The sequence below is a fragment of the Neptuniibacter sp. QD37_6 genome, assembly GCF_047778085.1.
Taxonomy (GTDB): Bacteria; Pseudomonadota; Gammaproteobacteria; order Pseudomonadales; family Balneatricaceae; genus Neptuniibacter.
Genome location: NZ_CP180550.1, coordinates 3413020 through 3427449 on the forward strand (window position 1 = coordinate 3413020; position 14430 = coordinate 3427449).

A 14430-nucleotide genomic window follows, 5' to 3' on the forward strand; every position below is an offset into this window, starting at 1 on the left:
ATGGCAATTGATACAGACACAGTCGTTAGTGCTCAGCATCTCGCAAAACAGTTTCAGACTCAAGCAGGGGCCGTTGATCTATTCAGTGATATTAATCTAGAGATCAAGCGGGGAGAAAGCGTAGCTATCGTCGGTCCTTCAGGCACAGGTAAATCGACCCTACTATCGCTGCTAGCCGGATTAGACCATCCCAGTTCTGGTCATGTGTTACTTAATAATACCGATCTCAATACTCTGAACGACCAACAACGGGCAGATTTTCGTAACCAACATATCAGCTTCGTATTTCAATCGTTTCACCTGCTACCAGACCTTACAGCCCAGCAAAATGTCATGCTGCCTCTGCAGATTCGCAATCATAAAGAAGCCGCAGAAGAAGCAGAGATTTGGCTGAGCAAAGTAGGCCTGAGTGAACGACTTAATCACAAACCCGCTGAGCTTTCCGGTGGTGAACAACAAAGGGTTGCGATCGCCCGCAGTTTTGCCACAAATCCCACCCTACTGTTTGCTGATGAGCCTACCGGCAATTTAGATGAACACACCGGTGAACAGATCATCCAGCAGCTTTTTGATCTAAACAAAGCTCAAGGCACGACGCTGATTCTGATTACCCATGACTCATTGTTAGCAGAACGCTGCAGTCGAGCATTGCGCTTGCATAATGACGAACTGCAAGAGTTATCCGCATGAACCTTACCACTCTTTTGAAAATAGCCGGGCAACATAGCTTGAGTAATGTCAAGCTAAGTGAGTGGCGATCACTACTACTGGCTCTTTTACTGGCGATTACCATTGCTAGCCTGATGGCAGTGTTAGGTGAGCGAATTGAACAAACCCTGCAACGACAAGGCAGTGCACTTTTGGGCGCTGACTTAGTATTGAGTAACAGCCGTCCATTGTCTGATAAAACACTTTCGATGGCTGAAGAGATGGCTCTGGAGCACACTTCGGTCACACAGATCGCCAGTATGGCGAACCAAGGTGATAACTTTGTTCTTGTCAGTGTAAGAGCGTTGAGTGCTCCCTACCCTCGCGGACAAATAACATTAGATCAGCCAACACAAACAGAATTACCCAAGCTGGGAGAAGCCTGGGCCGAGCAAGGCGTATTTGAACGCTTAAAACTCGAACCCGGCGATAAGCTGACCTTAGGCTCAACAGAATTTATTTTAACTCACATTGTAATTGCGTCACCCGATCGTGGCCGTGGTTTTATCAGCTTTAATCCGCAAATCATTATCAACCAGTCTGACCTACAAAGTACCGAGCTCTTAGGCCCCGGTTCACGCGTGCATTATCGTCAGCTGTTTAGTGGCGATGCCCAGCAAATCGCGCAACTAGAAACCTATCTACAAGAAAACAAACAAACCGGCGAGCAGATCACTTCACTAAAAAGCGAAGAGGGCCAGCAAAACAGCGCGTTAATGAAAGCCTCGTCTTACCTGCGTTTAGGTGCGCTATTTGCGTTGCTAATTGCTGCCATGACGATTTTCCTCAGTTTGCGCCGTTTTACGCAGAGCCAAAGTAAACGTGCTGCCTTGCTAAAAAGCTTAGGGGTCAGTAATCGCCAGCTGTTATTGATGTATCTTGCCCAACTAGGATACGCATGGCTTCTATGCAGCCTTGTAGGTATTGTTCTGGCAGTTATATTGGAAGCCTCTGGCCTACAACTTCTAAACGAACTGTTGCCTCAGCCAATACCTACGGCCGCTTTCACAACCTACCTCACAGGACCCGCGTTAGGCATTGCCATTATTGTCACCCTTGGGTTGCCTAACCTTCTGTTGCTACAGGAAAGTACACCTACACAGCTATTCCAAAACCAGCCTTCGCCTCTAAAGTGGGGTGGCAAGCTACCTTATCTTTGCGCGTTCATCGTCTTGTTGCTATTCACCAGCAGTTACTTAAATAGCCTGTGGCTTACCCTCAGTCTTACTCTGAGTTTGCTTATCTTAGGTAGTCTTCTGGGCTGGCTCGGCGCTTTTATCGCGCAATGGAGCTCAAAGAGATTATCTAAGCATCATCCGCTAGGACAGATGTTGGTCAGCCGCATGCAGCAACAACAGCGCTGGTATCGAATCCAAATTCCGGTGATCTGCCTGCTATTTGCATTGTTGAGTATTAACTTAGTTGCACTAAATGATCTGTTTAGCCGCTGGCAAGAACAGTTACCCGAAAACACGCCTGACCACTTCCTCATCAACATTCAAGATTGGGAGAAACCGGAAGTTGAAACCTTGTTAACAGCACAGCAGATCGATAATCAGCTCTGGCCGATCTATCGTGGTCGCTTAAGCAAGGTCAATGGCCAACCATTAGCGGAGGCACTGACGCCTGAACAGTTAGAGCAGCCTTCGCTAAAACGTGAGTTGAACCTAACAGCGACGGAGCAGTTCCCAGCGCATAATGAGCTTATATCTGGACAGTGGAACAGTTCTCAAAGTGTATCTATCGAACAAAAGCTCGCATCTGAACTGGGCTTAACACTCGGCGATAGCGTCACTTTTGATATCGCGGGCCGCGAAGCCAGCGCCGAGATCACCAGTATTCGTTCTGTCAGATGGGACTCTTTCCAACCTAACTTTTACTATATCTTCAGCCCCGACATTTTGGAGCCTTACTCGCCTAGCTACCTAACCAGTTTTTATCTAGGTGATAAAAGCGCAGAGGTTAGCCGCTCTCTGCTACAACAGTTCCCGACTCTAACACTGATCGATGTTCGGCAAATTCTGTCGCAGCTACAAACATTACTCAGTAAGTTGTCCCTACTCTCAAGCTTACTGATGTTGCTGACGACAGCATCAGGTTTAGTTTTACTCTATGTAACGCTGACCCAAGAGCTTGAACAACGTCGTCATGAGAACGCGCTTCTGCTTACCTTAGGCGCGAGCCAAAAGCAGTGTAAGCAACTTGATCGTTTAGAGATGGGATTGATTGGCGGGATCAGTGGTGTACTTGCGGTCATTATTTCCGAGGTAAGCTTGTGGCCTATCCACCAGCAATTGTTGAATCTGTCACCGGTTTTGCATCCGATACTCTGGTGTCTATTGCCGATACTCAGCAGCGGTCTATTTATTCTGATTGGGCACTTTAGCCATCGTCAACAGAGCTTAAGCCAAAGCTATCAAACACTAGCTTCGCGATGATGTACTGTTAACTCAGGTGCATCCAAGTGGTGGCAGCAGTTTCTACCCCCGTTTTTAGCAGCATACAGAGCTTGATCAGCCCTTGCTATCAAGCTCTCCAACTCTAATGATGGAACCGCTTCCTTGACTGATAGCCCAATACTAACCGTCACCATCTGAGCAGTATCGGACCCCTTATGCGGAATCTTTAATGCTCGGATAGCCCTTAAAATTCGTTCTGCCACTTTCACCGCACCTGATTTATCGGTGTACGGTAAAATAACAGCGAACTCCTCCCCACCATATCGACAAGCTTGATCCAAGTCCCGATCACACTGCCTATCAAGAGTTTGTGCAACCAGAGCCAAACACTCATCACCCAACTGATGCCCATAGTGATCGTTATATTGTTTAAAATGATCAATATCGATCATTAATAACGCTACGGGACTCGACGTGCGACAAGCAGCTTGCCAATACTGATTCAGAGCTAGATCAAAATGACGTCTATTAGCTATCCCAGTCAAGCTATCTGTGACATTCAGAGCTTCCAACATATCCCTCTGTTTTTTAAGTTGAATATGATTATGCACTCTCGCCTGAACGATCGCGGGGCTGAAGGGCTTAGATATATAATCCACTGCACCTAATTGAAGACCTTGAGTTTCCTCTTCAATAGTTGATTTCACAGTGATAAAAATAATCGGGATGTGACATGTGGTTTCATCGGCTTTCAAGATTGAACAGACTTCATAGCCGTTCATCTCTGGCATAACCACATCTAAGAGAATGATATCTGGAGGGTTTTCACGGGCACGTGAGATCGCTTTAACACCACTCTTAGCAACGATAACTTTATAATCATCCAGCAGGGAAACAAGTACATTACAGTTAACTGCTTCATCATCTACAACCAGTACATGCCCCTTTACGTTATCCATAAGAGACTCCTTATACTTCGCTAAGAAAACGTTTCCTTAACCGCTCGACCTCCGTTAAGGCTTGTTCAAATTCAAACTCTTCTATCGCCATTTGAACTTTTGCCAACTCTTCTTCTAAGCCTCCGGGATTAGCAGCCCTTAAATCAGCAATATAGTTAAGTGATCGACTATCACCCTCTTGCAACAACTCATTTACAACATCTAACAACTCAATAAATGACTGACCACATTTATTAGTTATAGACGGTTGTGGAGAAGTTGCCTCTTTGCGGCCGGAACTTAAAAATTCAGAAATCGCGATAATTAACTGATCAGATCGCTGTTTACACTGGGTTAACAGCCCTTCTACTTCCGTTAGTTCAGATGCTCTTAAACTGCGCTCAAGCTGTTGAGACAAACGAAATAATTCAGTACTACCTAGATTCCCAACTAACCCGGCAAATGCATGTGCCTTATCTGCAGCTTTCTCCAAATCATTAAGGGAGATAAGCTCTGCTACTTCACTGAAAGTATCATTATGCTCATCGACAAATTGCAGTAATAACCTTTCATACAATTCCATATTACCATTCAACCTAGATAGTGCTTCCCCACTATGAAGTCCATCAATCACAGGATCCGGGCCTAATGCTGACAATTGAGGTTGATGTAAATATGGAGCTACCCAATGAGTTAACGTCTGTAGTAATACCTCTGGTTGTATTGGCTTAGTAATATGCGCATCCATCCCTGCAGCTTTGCTACGTTCAATATCCTCCTGCATTGCATTAGCGGTCATAGCAATAATAGGAATATCACGGTAGGCCACCAGTTCTCTGATTTTTTCAGTCGCTTCCAAACCATCCATCACGGGCATCTGAATATCCATTAAAATCAGATCAAATAGCACATCTTTTGCCTGATTAAATGCATCTAAACCATTTTCAGCAATGGTTACATCCAACCCGAACCCCACAAGCATTTCAGTCGCTATTTGTTGATTAATTAGGTTATCTTCCACCAGTAAAATTCGTGAATCCACAAGCCCTTTAAGAGCATCCTCTTGATTTGGAACCGGCTTATGATGGCGATATTCTGAAGATACTTCCTGATGAAGCGCTTTATCAATTGCACTCAATAAAAGCGACGGGCTAACAGGTTTAAGTAGAAAACCATCAAGATCTTCCGCGTTAGCCTGATGTAAAATTCCTTCTCGATGATGCGCTGTAACCATCACTACAGCAGGTAAAGGGGAATTAACTGTCATCTCTTTTATTTTCTGCGCACATGTAAAACCATCTAAACCTGGCATATGCCAATCGATTAACAACAGATCATAATCAGGCTCATCACTTTCACTAACCCTCTGTAACTCGGCTAGCGCTTCTTCACCTGAACTTAGGGCATAACCATACATCCCAAAGTTACATATAAGTGAATTCAATACATCACGTGACGCCGAGCTATCATCCACGATCAATACTCTTACCCCTTGTAGCTTTTCGATGGAATGCGCGACCTTGGCTTCATCCTCTATCAACTCAAATTCGCTGGTAAAACTGAAACAAGAGCCCTTACCCTTCTCACTTTTAAGGGTCATTTCCCCACCCATCAGTTCTATCAACTGCTGACAGATAACCAATCCCAACCCAGATCCACCATATCTCCGAGTTGTTGAGGTATCAGCTTGACCAAACGCCTTAAAAATTCGTGTTTGTTCTTCCTCAGATAAGCCAATGCCGCTGTCTATAACACTAAATCGAAGCACCACTTTATTGTCAGTACGACAAACCTCATTTACTTGTATAGAGATCTCTCCCTGTTCTGTAAATTTAATGGCATTACCGACCAAATTGGTCAGGACCTGACCTAAACGTAAAGGGTCACCTTTTAAATTTCGTGGGAGTTCCCAAGGATGGAATAGTAGAATCTCCAACCCTTTCTCTTCAGCTTTCAGGCGCAATAAATCACACAACTGCTCGAGGACATCATCTAAAGAGAAATCTATCTGCTCAACACTCATTCTGCCGGCTTCGATCTTAGACAGGTCGAGAATGTCATTAATTACACGCAATAAATTATGACCGGCCATTTGGATTTTCTTTAAATAATCATATTGCTGCTCGGTTAATTCAGTCTGCAGAGCAAGGTGACTAAATCCCACGACGGCATTCATTGGGGTACGAATTTCATGGCTCATATTCGCTAAGAATTCAGACTTAGATTGTGTTGCGGCTTCGGCTTCAGCTTTCGCCCTTTCTAGTAAATCCTGAGTTTTCTTCTGCCCACTAATATCCACTACCCAGAATAAAATCTGCCTTTCATCCTGAAAGAAAATACGGTCCCAAGTAAGTAAGGCCCAAAACACCGAATCATCCTTACGAACCAACTCAACCTCAGTCGTGCCAACTCGACCATGTTTGCGGTATTCCCGAGCAAAATATTCTCTATCCTCAGAGTGCAGCCAACTATCATTGGGGTTGTGTTCTAACCACGATTCAATGCTATAGCCGAACATATTCGCACATGTTTGGTTGGAGTATGTAAGACGTTTTTCTTTGGGGTTATAAACACTTACGGCAATAGGACTCGTTTCTAAAATATTACGGAGGTAGTTATGGCTTTTCTTCAGTGCTTCTTCACTAATTGTTAATTCCCTCGTCCTTTCCGTAACTTTTTCCTCCAGTTGCCCTTTATATTCCCGCTCACTCTGTAGCAATTGATTACGTTCACGAAGCAAATATTTCAGTTCCACTTCGGCCTTGTTAATCTCATGAAACTGCTCAGTCAGACTTTGTTGCATCCGGTTAATTGCGTCTGAAACAATATCAAATTCATCTGGCGAGTTTGGATCAGACCTTTTAGATAGTATTAGTGGTTTGTTTTCCCCTTTAAATTCCAAATGCGTTACATACTCAGTAACTTTTCCAAGGTGACGAGTCACTCGAAGCCACATCAAAAAGATAATAAAGCCTGCAACTATCGCTGTTTTTATACCATTACTGATAAGAATAACGCTGGCTCGGTTGATCAGTCTTTCATAGACATTATCGATACTAGCCGTCACGACCAACGAGCCGAGATAAATGGGATCAGCTTGGTTAACCCGCAAAAACTCTAAAGGGTAAACGTGCTCACGAGAACTATCAGAGATCTTATCTCCAAACTCCCAGACACCGCCCTGCTCATCACTAATGACTACATGCTCTATATCGGGGAGTTGCTGTAAACCTTCAAGATGAACACCGATCTGGGCGCTATCCATTGACCACAGTCCAAGGGATAAAGGCGGTACATGCGACCTTTCAATATCGACAAACTGCTGTTCGATTCGGCTGATATCTGCGTGATAATCGAATGCTAACTGCGCACTTGTTGTGATCAATGTAAAACAGGAGCTAAATAAAATGACCTGTATCGCAAACTGTTTACCCAGACGTCCTGATATCGCTTGTTTAAGCCGCCTCATCCAGAGCCTCGCAATCAAAAGATCCTTGCATGAGTTTAGTTCAGCTACGACATTTCGTTGCGACAAAGGCGGAATTGCACGCAAATACCACACAATTCGATCAGTCTATATGCAGTTTTAAAACCGCTATTTCTTGTTTCGAGCCAACATCAAGAAGGCCAGATACAAACGACTCTTGCGATTAGGCTTCGCGACTGACCTTTTTTGTTCTGCAACAGCCACAGAGCTATCAGCCCTAAAGTAATGGCCACTTAAGCAAAAGACAGGCGGTTTTAGCCCAAAATGCCAGTCATCTAAGGCCGCTAATTGGGTAAAAATTGAAGACGGAAAAGAGAGTGGAAGTCGTGGTGGCGCGGGTTCCTTTGCACTCACTGAATAAGATACAAGCGCCAGAGCAATCCCTGCGGCACAGCCGAATAGTGGTTTTGCAAACAACATAACGACAACCTCAGCAGAAGCGAGAGTTTTTATCGTCGGCGGTCCGGCCATCCCATAGGGACCCGTGACTTTGCGTCGCCCAATTGCTTGGGGTTTGCCTTTTCGAGAGATAATCCCGCGAAAAAACAGATCCTGTTCACCCTAAGCTGTCGGCGGCTTGTGCAAAAGCTAAAGAGCCCTTTGGCTTTTTATAGTCCTAAACTTACCTGCGGTTTAAGTTTTTGTTTCAGATCCACTTTTGGATAGCAGCTAAACAGGCGCTCAATATCGATACCATCTTTCGAGAGCGCAGCTTTCACAACATCGCTACGATCCTGGGCTAACTGCTGCAGCTTTGGTGTCACTTCTGCCTGAATTTCTTCCTCTGGTAGAGGCTTCTTGCGCTTAGCATTTTCAGCCAAGATCTGTTGCCATATAACTGGCTGATCTTCAGCAACAGCAAGGCCACAGATATTCATCCGCATGCCCTTACGTTCTTGCATCATCTGGGTCAGTTTCGACAGATAAGCTGATGATTCAGAGTTAAGGGTGGCACCCGCCACGTCAAAGTAGACCGGTTGCAGGGTAATGAACGAGCCTTTCTCTTGCGCATCCATCACCATCTTACCGATCGAAATTAGGGTTCCGAAAGGCTGTAGTGCTTTAGTTAGATAACCCATTGCAGCACTCTTTAAGCCTTTACCTGCCAACTTATTAATCACGGTCTGATAGCCAAATTGAGGATCATCCAAAGACCCATCAATTGGGATCTCTAAATCAATATTGTCATCGTTATCCTGTAGGATCATCAATGCTGTTCCTAGAGGCATAGATACCTTCTGATCAAACTCGCCACTACGCTCACTGTTTCGCGCTTCAACATCGAGCTTGTTCAAACGTATATCGGTGTCACCATTGAGCTTACGACCTTTAATGGTGCCTTTTGTGGTTAAGCTAAGCTGACCACTTTGTAAGTAATAACCAGTATATTCAAGCGAGTAAGGACTTACTTGCGGAAGTTCTAAGCCTTTAATTTTGGCATCCCAATGACCGCCAAAATTACCGCTGAATAACTCAATAGCACCCTTAGCATTAATGGTAGATAGCTTGTTTTTAGCCTTCAGATCAAACGTGGTTTTACCTTTGGAACCGGTATCTAGATTACTTAAAGCGAGGCTCTGAATAGTAAGATTCGTTTTAAAAGCAGGTTTAACGCCGCCATCAACAATCTGGATAGGATTGCTGCCACTAACACGCAGTTTGTTCAGCTTAACTCTGATTGGCTTGCTTGCTTGTTTCTCGGCTTCTTTCGCTGATGGGGCAGCCTTTTTCTCACTGCTAGATAGCTGAGCTAATAACCAATCCAGATCGGTCAGCTGACGCTTAGATGACAACAACATCCGCGTTTTACTATCACTCAACTGCACGGAGTTAATACTCAGTTCGCTTTGCTGTTTAAACTTAATATCATCGGCGGTGATTGCTCCCCACTGGGTAAACACTCCGCCATTACCTTGAACTTTGAGCTTCTCGGTTTCCAGCTTATCTAGACTGATATCGTTAACGTCTCGTAGTTGCGCCTGAGTTAAGCGCAAGGTAGCAAGGCTCATCAGCTCTTGCGATCCCTTAGATAAGATAACGTTTTGCAGAGCGGCTGTAGGAATATTAACTTGCCATTTTTTCATATCAGCAGTCTGCACAGCACCATGTGCCAACACGCCGTTGATATTAATATTCAGCCCTGCTTGCTTAAGCGCAATACCTTCCGCTTTTAAAATCAAATCCTTAAGGGTCAGTTTTTGCAATCCTTCCATCTCGATGACAGATACGAAGTCAGCCGCATTTACATTGACCGCTTGTGTGCCCTGATCAAGCTGCAAACCCGCTACTTTGATTTGGCCTGCAGTTTTTAGCCCTTTTAGTTCACCTGCCAAAACACCGATATCAACATCACCTTTCCAGACTAATGAGTTTTGCTTAAGCACCATATCCTCTTGGCGAAACTTTAATCCACGTAACTTAACGCTACCTTTTTGTTTTACCTGTAAAAGCTGATTGCTAAGGTTAGTGCGTACATTTAGATCGAGATCCATATCCAGATGACCACGAAGTTCAGGCATAAATACAGCAGTGACACTATGGATGGGAAAGTTATTTAACTTAACTTTGATCTCAGAACTCTTCTCTTCAGGAAGAGGTTTGGACTGGGACTGCAATACGATTGGCGCACCGTTTAAAGAGCCATCAAGATCCAAAGCAACCGGCTGATCCTGATCCCACAAGTAAAAATCAGCGATGCGCCCAGTTTTCAATTGCAGCTTATGTGTCTGGCCATCTAACTCAGCCTGCCAGTTGATCGCTTGAAGATTTAGCTGCGCTAAACCAAAACTCCAATTTGAAGGGGCCTCTTCTGACTTTTCTTCAACCGCGGCGTCTTCGGATTTAAATTGATTCAGATCGATTGGACCTAACCAAAGCGCCTGCTCTTTCTGACGAACGCCTAAATTAATGCCAGAAAGGCTCAAATCGGTGATTAAGATACGTTCTTGCTGTAGCTGCTCATAATCCAGATCAACCGAGAGGTTATCTACCTGCAAAGGCGGTTTATCCGCAGCTTCCGCTTTAAGACCTTTAATATTGATACGGCCTTCAAACCACTCTACTTCTAAAGCTGACAACTGAGCTTTATCCGCACCATTGTTCAGTAACCACAGCACCACCTGATCTCGCACCAATAAAGGCAGGTTATGCAGTAACAGAGCAACTAAAACGATAACAACCAGAAGAAAACGCAACATAGTCCCTTTTCGCCAGACGAGCTAATAACCTCTCTATCATAATCCAGTTTCATGAATAGAAAGCGAATCTTTACGATAGAAACGAAAAAAACAGGCTAAGTTGAGTGAAAATTTGAAACCGACCGAAAAGTCCCTACAGTTTGTAATGATACCTTGACGCTATTACAGTCCCTAAGGACGATTTATTCTGGCTATTAAAAACGTCCCACTCTTGATAAAATCACCCACGTTTTTGAAGCCTTAGCGCTTCCGACAAGACAGTTCTATGCACATAAACTTTTGCGAGATTTAAATCGATTGCACTAAACCTGGAACCAGAAGCTCTTAAGAGCTCATTAGCAGGTGAAGTCAAATGCTGTGACTTCAATGATCGATCAAAATCCGCATGCCTGACATTAGGGTGACTTCGATGGCAGATCATGACGAAAACTTCCGCGATTCTTCAGGTTTCTCCTGGATCATCATTAACTTGATCGCTCTGGCGTGGATCACTATGCCTGCTAGCATCGCACTGAGCCGCGTTACTCTGTAATCGCCTCAGCCTGTTTGAGCTGTTTCGGTTGCTGTGTTAAACAGGAACTATGAAACAGCTCAAAATTGGACAAGTCGCAAAACAATCCGGCATCAGCGTAGAAACCGTTCGTTATTACGAACAGCGCGGCCTTATCTCTGAACCCGACCGTCTTCCTTCCGGTTACCGGGTCTATCCCGAAACGATCCTGCAACGTCTGCACTTTATCCATCGCTGCAAAGACCTTGGCTTTTCACTGCAAGAAATAAGCGAGCTCCTGTCATTACAGACCGACCCAACCACCAGCTCAGCACTGGTAAAACAACAGGTCGAACATAAGATCGCTTTAGTCAAAACCAAGATTAGCGAACTACAAAAGATCGAGCACTCATTGGAACAACTCTCCAATAGTTGCTGCGGTGAAGGGACTGTCTCGGACTGCCCAATTATCGACTTTTTGAAGCACTAGAAATAGCCATCACAACGGATACTTGCGAGTAAGGCAAAAAATCCCCAAGATTAGTCTTCAATAAGATCTACACAACACAGATGAATTCGACACCATGAACAAACCTAGCTCCAAGAACAACTTCGCCGCAGAACAAGCAGAACGACTTTTAAGTAGCTTCGAACGCCTAACTGGCAAGTCACTGATTCCGTCTGACACCAGCAGTAATCAACGCCCTGAAGCTCTATATAACGCAGCTCACCCAGTTCTTTCTCACAACGCAAATGAAGACCCCCTACTGAACTATTCCAACGCAAAAGGGATGGAGCAGTTTGAAATTCAGTGGGAAGAGCTAGTCAAACTACCATCACGCTATACCGCTGAATCGCAAACCCAAGAAGAGCGAAACCGCTTGCTTAAAGCCGTCACCGACAATGGCTTTATTGATGATTACCAAGGCGTGCGTATCTCAGCCAAAGGTAACCGTTTTATGGTTGAAGACGCGATTGTTTGGAATGTGATCGACGAGGATGGTGTTTACTGGGGACAAGGTGCGGTTTTGTATAAGTGCCGAGCTTTGGCGGAGTAACTCTTTAGTTTCTTCCGATATCGTAAATCACTTAGCGATATTTAGATGTTGGAACGGTGGGAAACTCTGGGTGGTAGAGAACTAAGGGGAGCAGAAAGATAAGCCTCTAAAACTCTATAAGCACAAATAACCACTCTCGAATCGGCCAAGTATTCTTCGCTTAAATTAAATCTCAATAATTTTTTGGAAAGAAAAATCGGGGCATTCAGGCAGATCAGATAAGCGTCTGCGGTAGCCCATTTGGTTGCTCACCAGCCGAAATCCGGCTCCTGACCTAAGGTCGAGATTAGCATGCGTGTGACCAAAACAAGCTAACTCAATATGATCTTTAAATAGATACTCCAAATCGCTCCAATAGCTCCCTGCAAGCTCATCGATTGGGAATTGTGGATGCTGGCACTGTTTAGATATTCCATGATGACTGAGCAATATGGTTTTTCCATTAAAAGGCTCTGCTAACTTTTCCTCTAACCATCCTCGATGCTCTTGGTGCATGGCTAGTGCATCTTCTGGCAAAAAGAAACGCCTTTTAGCTCCGTTATCCGCAGATAAATATTCAATTTTGCGATAGTCCTTAATGCGAGATTTCACGATAGCTAAATTACTCTGCTGAGCGCCATAGGCTTCAAAGTCACTCCATAAAGTACAACCCAGAAAACGAAAATCATTGTGAATATATTCATCACAATTTAAAAAAGTCACTGCGGAGCCTTTAGCAACGGCTCTTAGGCTATTATCTAACGATTTGATATCACACCCGTAATATTCATGATTGCCGGGAATATACAATCCTTTTATACCTAAGCGCTCACACTGCTCAATTGCCCAAATCAAGCCTTGCTCACCCGATGCGATATCCCCTAAGAACAGAATAATATCGGCTGAAGTTTCTGGGATCTGTAATCCGTCAGCATCAGCAATCACTTCTAGATGTATATCGGAGAGGAGTAACAGCTTCATCTATCAACCTTGCTTTGGAAAAGTTCTTGCCCTATGACCAAGCTTTGACTGCTTAATTCCATGATTGATTAGCTAATGTTAGGCTTAAACGTAGAATCAAAACCCAAAAGATATGAAAGAGATGAACAAGACAGACGCCGATGCACTGGGCTTTGAACTAGTTGGCCCCACTCCGCAATATACCCCTATTACACAAACAGAAAGCTCCGAAGCACGTATTGCACGTACAGCAATAGAAGTCGCATTGTTATATAAAGGACAGGAGGTTCATCTCCGTGAGATTCAATTAGCTGAAGACGGCACCCTGAAAGGCGAGGTTTCTGGCTTTTCTAATGTCTGCGCTAGAGAGTTTGAAGGGGTGCGTTTTGGCCAAAGCCTATCCTTTAGATTTCAGCATATACAACATGCCACGCGAAAAGACGCTTAAACAAAAAACCTGCCGAAGCAGGTTTTTTTATCTCATCTAGCAAGCACAGCGTCTAACAACTAGACACTAGTAACGGCCTTAAAGCGTGATAGTCTCTACACCTTCAGGTGTGCCCATCAATACAACATCAGCACCACGATTAGCGAACAAGCCGTTAGTTACTACACCTACAATGTTGTTTAGCTGAGTTTCTAGCTGCTTAGGGTTCATGATCTCCATATCGTGAACATCGAGGATCAGGTTACCGTTGTCGGTCGTGAAACCTTCGCGCCACTCTGGCATGCCGTCCAGTTTTACCAACTCACGCGCTACTTGAGAGCGCGCCATTGGGATGACTTCTACAGGCAGCGGGAATTCGCCAAGGATATCAACTTTCTTCGTGCTATCTACGATACAGACAAACTCTTTGGCTACCGCAGCAACAATCTTTTCGCGCGTCAGTGCACCGCCGCCACCTTTAACAAGATTCAGCCCAGAATCAAATTCATCAGCACCATCAACATACACTTCCATCTCGGCAACAGAGTTCATGTCATAAACTTCGATACCGTGACCTTTTAAGCGCTCAGCCGTAGCTTCGGAGCTCGCTACCGCACCTTCGAACAAGTGCTTAATTTCAGCTAGGGCATCGATGAAGAAGTTGGCAGTAGAACCTGTGCCCACACCCACAATACTGTCTTCATTTAGTTTAGGTTTGATGTACTCCACAGCAGCTTCAGCAACTGCTTTTTTCATCTCGTCCTGGGTCATGTTAGGCACCTGTTTT

12 protein-coding genes and 1 riboswitch are annotated in these 14430 nt (G+C 44.5%); of the genes, 6 read left to right on the top strand and 6 right to left on the bottom strand.

Annotated features, from left to right (window positions below; translation table 11 throughout):
* Both ACMXYO_RS16410 and ACMXYO_RS16415 read left to right on the top strand, forming a co-directional pair.
* Complete coding sequence (locus tag ACMXYO_RS16410) at positions 1-690, top strand: ABC transporter ATP-binding protein (protein WP_415886210.1); 690 nt, start codon at positions 1-3, stop codon at positions 688-690.
* Positions 687-3146 carry an ABC transporter permease gene (locus tag ACMXYO_RS16415; protein WP_415886212.1) on the top strand — a complete coding sequence of 820 codons (2460 nt, stop codon included), beginning with the start codon at positions 687-689 and terminating at the stop codon, positions 3144-3146. Before ACMXYO_RS16410 ends, ACMXYO_RS16415 begins: the two co-directional genes overlap by 4 nt.
* Here the strand turns inward: ACMXYO_RS16415 and ACMXYO_RS16420 are convergent.
* The 4 genes from ACMXYO_RS16420 to ACMXYO_RS16435 form a co-directional block, all read right to left on the bottom strand.
* Entirely contained in the window at positions 3125-4066 is a 942-nt protein-coding gene (locus ACMXYO_RS16420; protein ID WP_415882803.1) for a diguanylate cyclase domain-containing protein, read from the bottom strand. The two genes, ACMXYO_RS16415 and ACMXYO_RS16420, sit on opposite strands and share 22 nt — an antisense overlap.
* 10 nt (positions 4067-4076) lie before the next feature.
* The gene (locus tag ACMXYO_RS16425; RefSeq protein WP_415886213.1) at positions 4077-7514 is read right to left on the bottom strand and encodes a response regulator; all 3438 of its coding nucleotides are present in this window, start codon (positions 7512-7514) and stop codon (positions 4077-4079) included.
* Between the two features lie 126 nt (positions 7515-7640).
* Positions 7641-7952 (bottom strand): hypothetical protein, encoded by a 312-nt coding sequence (locus ACMXYO_RS16430; protein WP_415886214.1) that lies wholly within the window; start codon positions 7950-7952, stop codon positions 7641-7643.
* Between the two features lie 34 nt (positions 7953-7986).
* A riboswitch (cyclic di-GMP riboswitch) is annotated at positions 7987-8061 on the bottom strand.
* A 79-nt stretch (positions 8062-8140) separates the two neighbouring features.
* Complete coding sequence (locus ACMXYO_RS16435; RefSeq protein ID WP_415886215.1) at positions 8141-10729, bottom strand: DUF748 domain-containing protein; 2589 nt, start codon at positions 10727-10729, stop codon at positions 8141-8143.
* Positions 10730-11138: 409 nt separating this feature from the next.
* On the opposite strand from ACMXYO_RS16435, the gene ACMXYO_RS16440 reads away from it, so the two are divergent.
* The 3 genes from ACMXYO_RS16440 (at position 11139) to ACMXYO_RS16450 (ending at position 12277) form a co-directional block, all read left to right on the top strand.
* Positions 11139-11261 carry a hypothetical protein gene (locus ACMXYO_RS16440; RefSeq protein ID WP_415886216.1) on the top strand — a complete coding sequence of 41 codons (123 nt, stop codon included), beginning with the start codon at positions 11139-11141 and terminating at the stop codon, positions 11259-11261.
* Positions 11262-11310: 49 nt separating this feature from the next.
* Positions 11311-11709 (top strand): heavy metal-responsive transcriptional regulator, encoded by a 399-nt coding sequence (locus ACMXYO_RS16445; RefSeq protein ID WP_415886218.1) that lies wholly within the window; start codon positions 11311-11313, stop codon positions 11707-11709.
* Between the two features lie 94 nt (positions 11710-11803).
* Positions 11804-12277 (top strand): MEKHLA domain-containing protein, encoded by a 474-nt coding sequence (locus ACMXYO_RS16450; RefSeq protein WP_415886219.1) that lies wholly within the window; start codon positions 11804-11806, stop codon positions 12275-12277.
* Positions 12278-12442: 165 nt separating this feature from the next.
* On the opposite strand, the gene ACMXYO_RS16455 is transcribed toward ACMXYO_RS16450, so the two are convergent.
* Positions 12443-13237 carry a metallophosphoesterase gene (locus ACMXYO_RS16455; RefSeq protein WP_415886221.1) on the bottom strand — a complete coding sequence of 265 codons (795 nt, stop codon included), beginning with the start codon at positions 13235-13237 and terminating at the stop codon, positions 12443-12445.
* Positions 13238-13358: 121 nt separating this feature from the next.
* On the opposite strand from ACMXYO_RS16455, the gene ACMXYO_RS16460 reads away from it, so the two are divergent.
* Positions 13359-13664 (top strand): hypothetical protein, encoded by a 306-nt coding sequence (locus ACMXYO_RS16460; RefSeq protein WP_415886222.1) that lies wholly within the window; start codon positions 13359-13361, stop codon positions 13662-13664.
* A 78-nt stretch (positions 13665-13742) separates the two neighbouring features.
* On the opposite strand, the gene rpiA is transcribed toward ACMXYO_RS16460, so the two are convergent.
* A complete protein-coding gene (gene rpiA, locus ACMXYO_RS16465; RefSeq protein WP_415886223.1) occupies positions 13743-14414 on the bottom strand; it encodes a ribose-5-phosphate isomerase RpiA in 672 nt (223 codons plus the stop codon).
* Between the last annotated feature and the right edge of the window lie 16 nt (positions 14415-14430).

Excerpts from the sequence above, each read along its gene's own strand:
- ACMXYO_RS16410 (WP_415886210.1), top strand. The coding sequence starts at position 1 with ATGGCAATTGATACAGACACAGTCGTTAGTGCTCAGCATCTCGCAAAA.
- ACMXYO_RS16415 (WP_415886212.1), top strand. The coding sequence starts at position 687 with ATGAACCTTACCACTCTTTTGAAAATAGCCGGGCAACATAGCTTGAGT.
- ACMXYO_RS16420 (WP_415882803.1), bottom strand. The coding sequence starts at position 4,066 with ATGGATAACGTAAAGGGGCATGTACTGGTTGTAGATGATGAAGCAGTT.
- ACMXYO_RS16425 (WP_415886213.1), bottom strand. The coding sequence starts at position 7,514 with ATGAGGCGGCTTAAACAAGCGATATCAGGACGTCTGGGTAAACAGTTT.
- ACMXYO_RS16430 (WP_415886214.1), bottom strand. The coding sequence starts at position 7,952 with ATGTTGTTTGCAAAACCACTATTCGGCTGTGCCGCAGGGATTGCTCTG.
- ACMXYO_RS16435 (WP_415886215.1), bottom strand. The coding sequence starts at position 10,729 with ATGTTGCGTTTTCTTCTGGTTGTTATCGTTTTAGTTGCTCTGTTACTG.
- ACMXYO_RS16440 (WP_415886216.1), top strand. The coding sequence starts at position 11,139 with ATGGCAGATCATGACGAAAACTTCCGCGATTCTTCAGGTTTCTCCTGG.
- ACMXYO_RS16445 (WP_415886218.1), top strand. The coding sequence starts at position 11,311 with ATGAAACAGCTCAAAATTGGACAAGTCGCAAAACAATCCGGCATCAGC.
- ACMXYO_RS16450 (WP_415886219.1), top strand. The coding sequence starts at position 11,804 with ATGAACAAACCTAGCTCCAAGAACAACTTCGCCGCAGAACAAGCAGAA.
- ACMXYO_RS16455 (WP_415886221.1), bottom strand. The coding sequence starts at position 13,237 with ATGAAGCTGTTACTCCTCTCCGATATACATCTAGAAGTGATTGCTGAT.
- ACMXYO_RS16460 (WP_415886222.1), top strand. The coding sequence starts at position 13,359 with ATGAACAAGACAGACGCCGATGCACTGGGCTTTGAACTAGTTGGCCCC.
- rpiA (WP_415886223.1), bottom strand. The coding sequence starts at position 14,414 with ATGACCCAGGACGAGATGAAAAAAGCAGTTGCTGAAGCTGCTGTGGAG.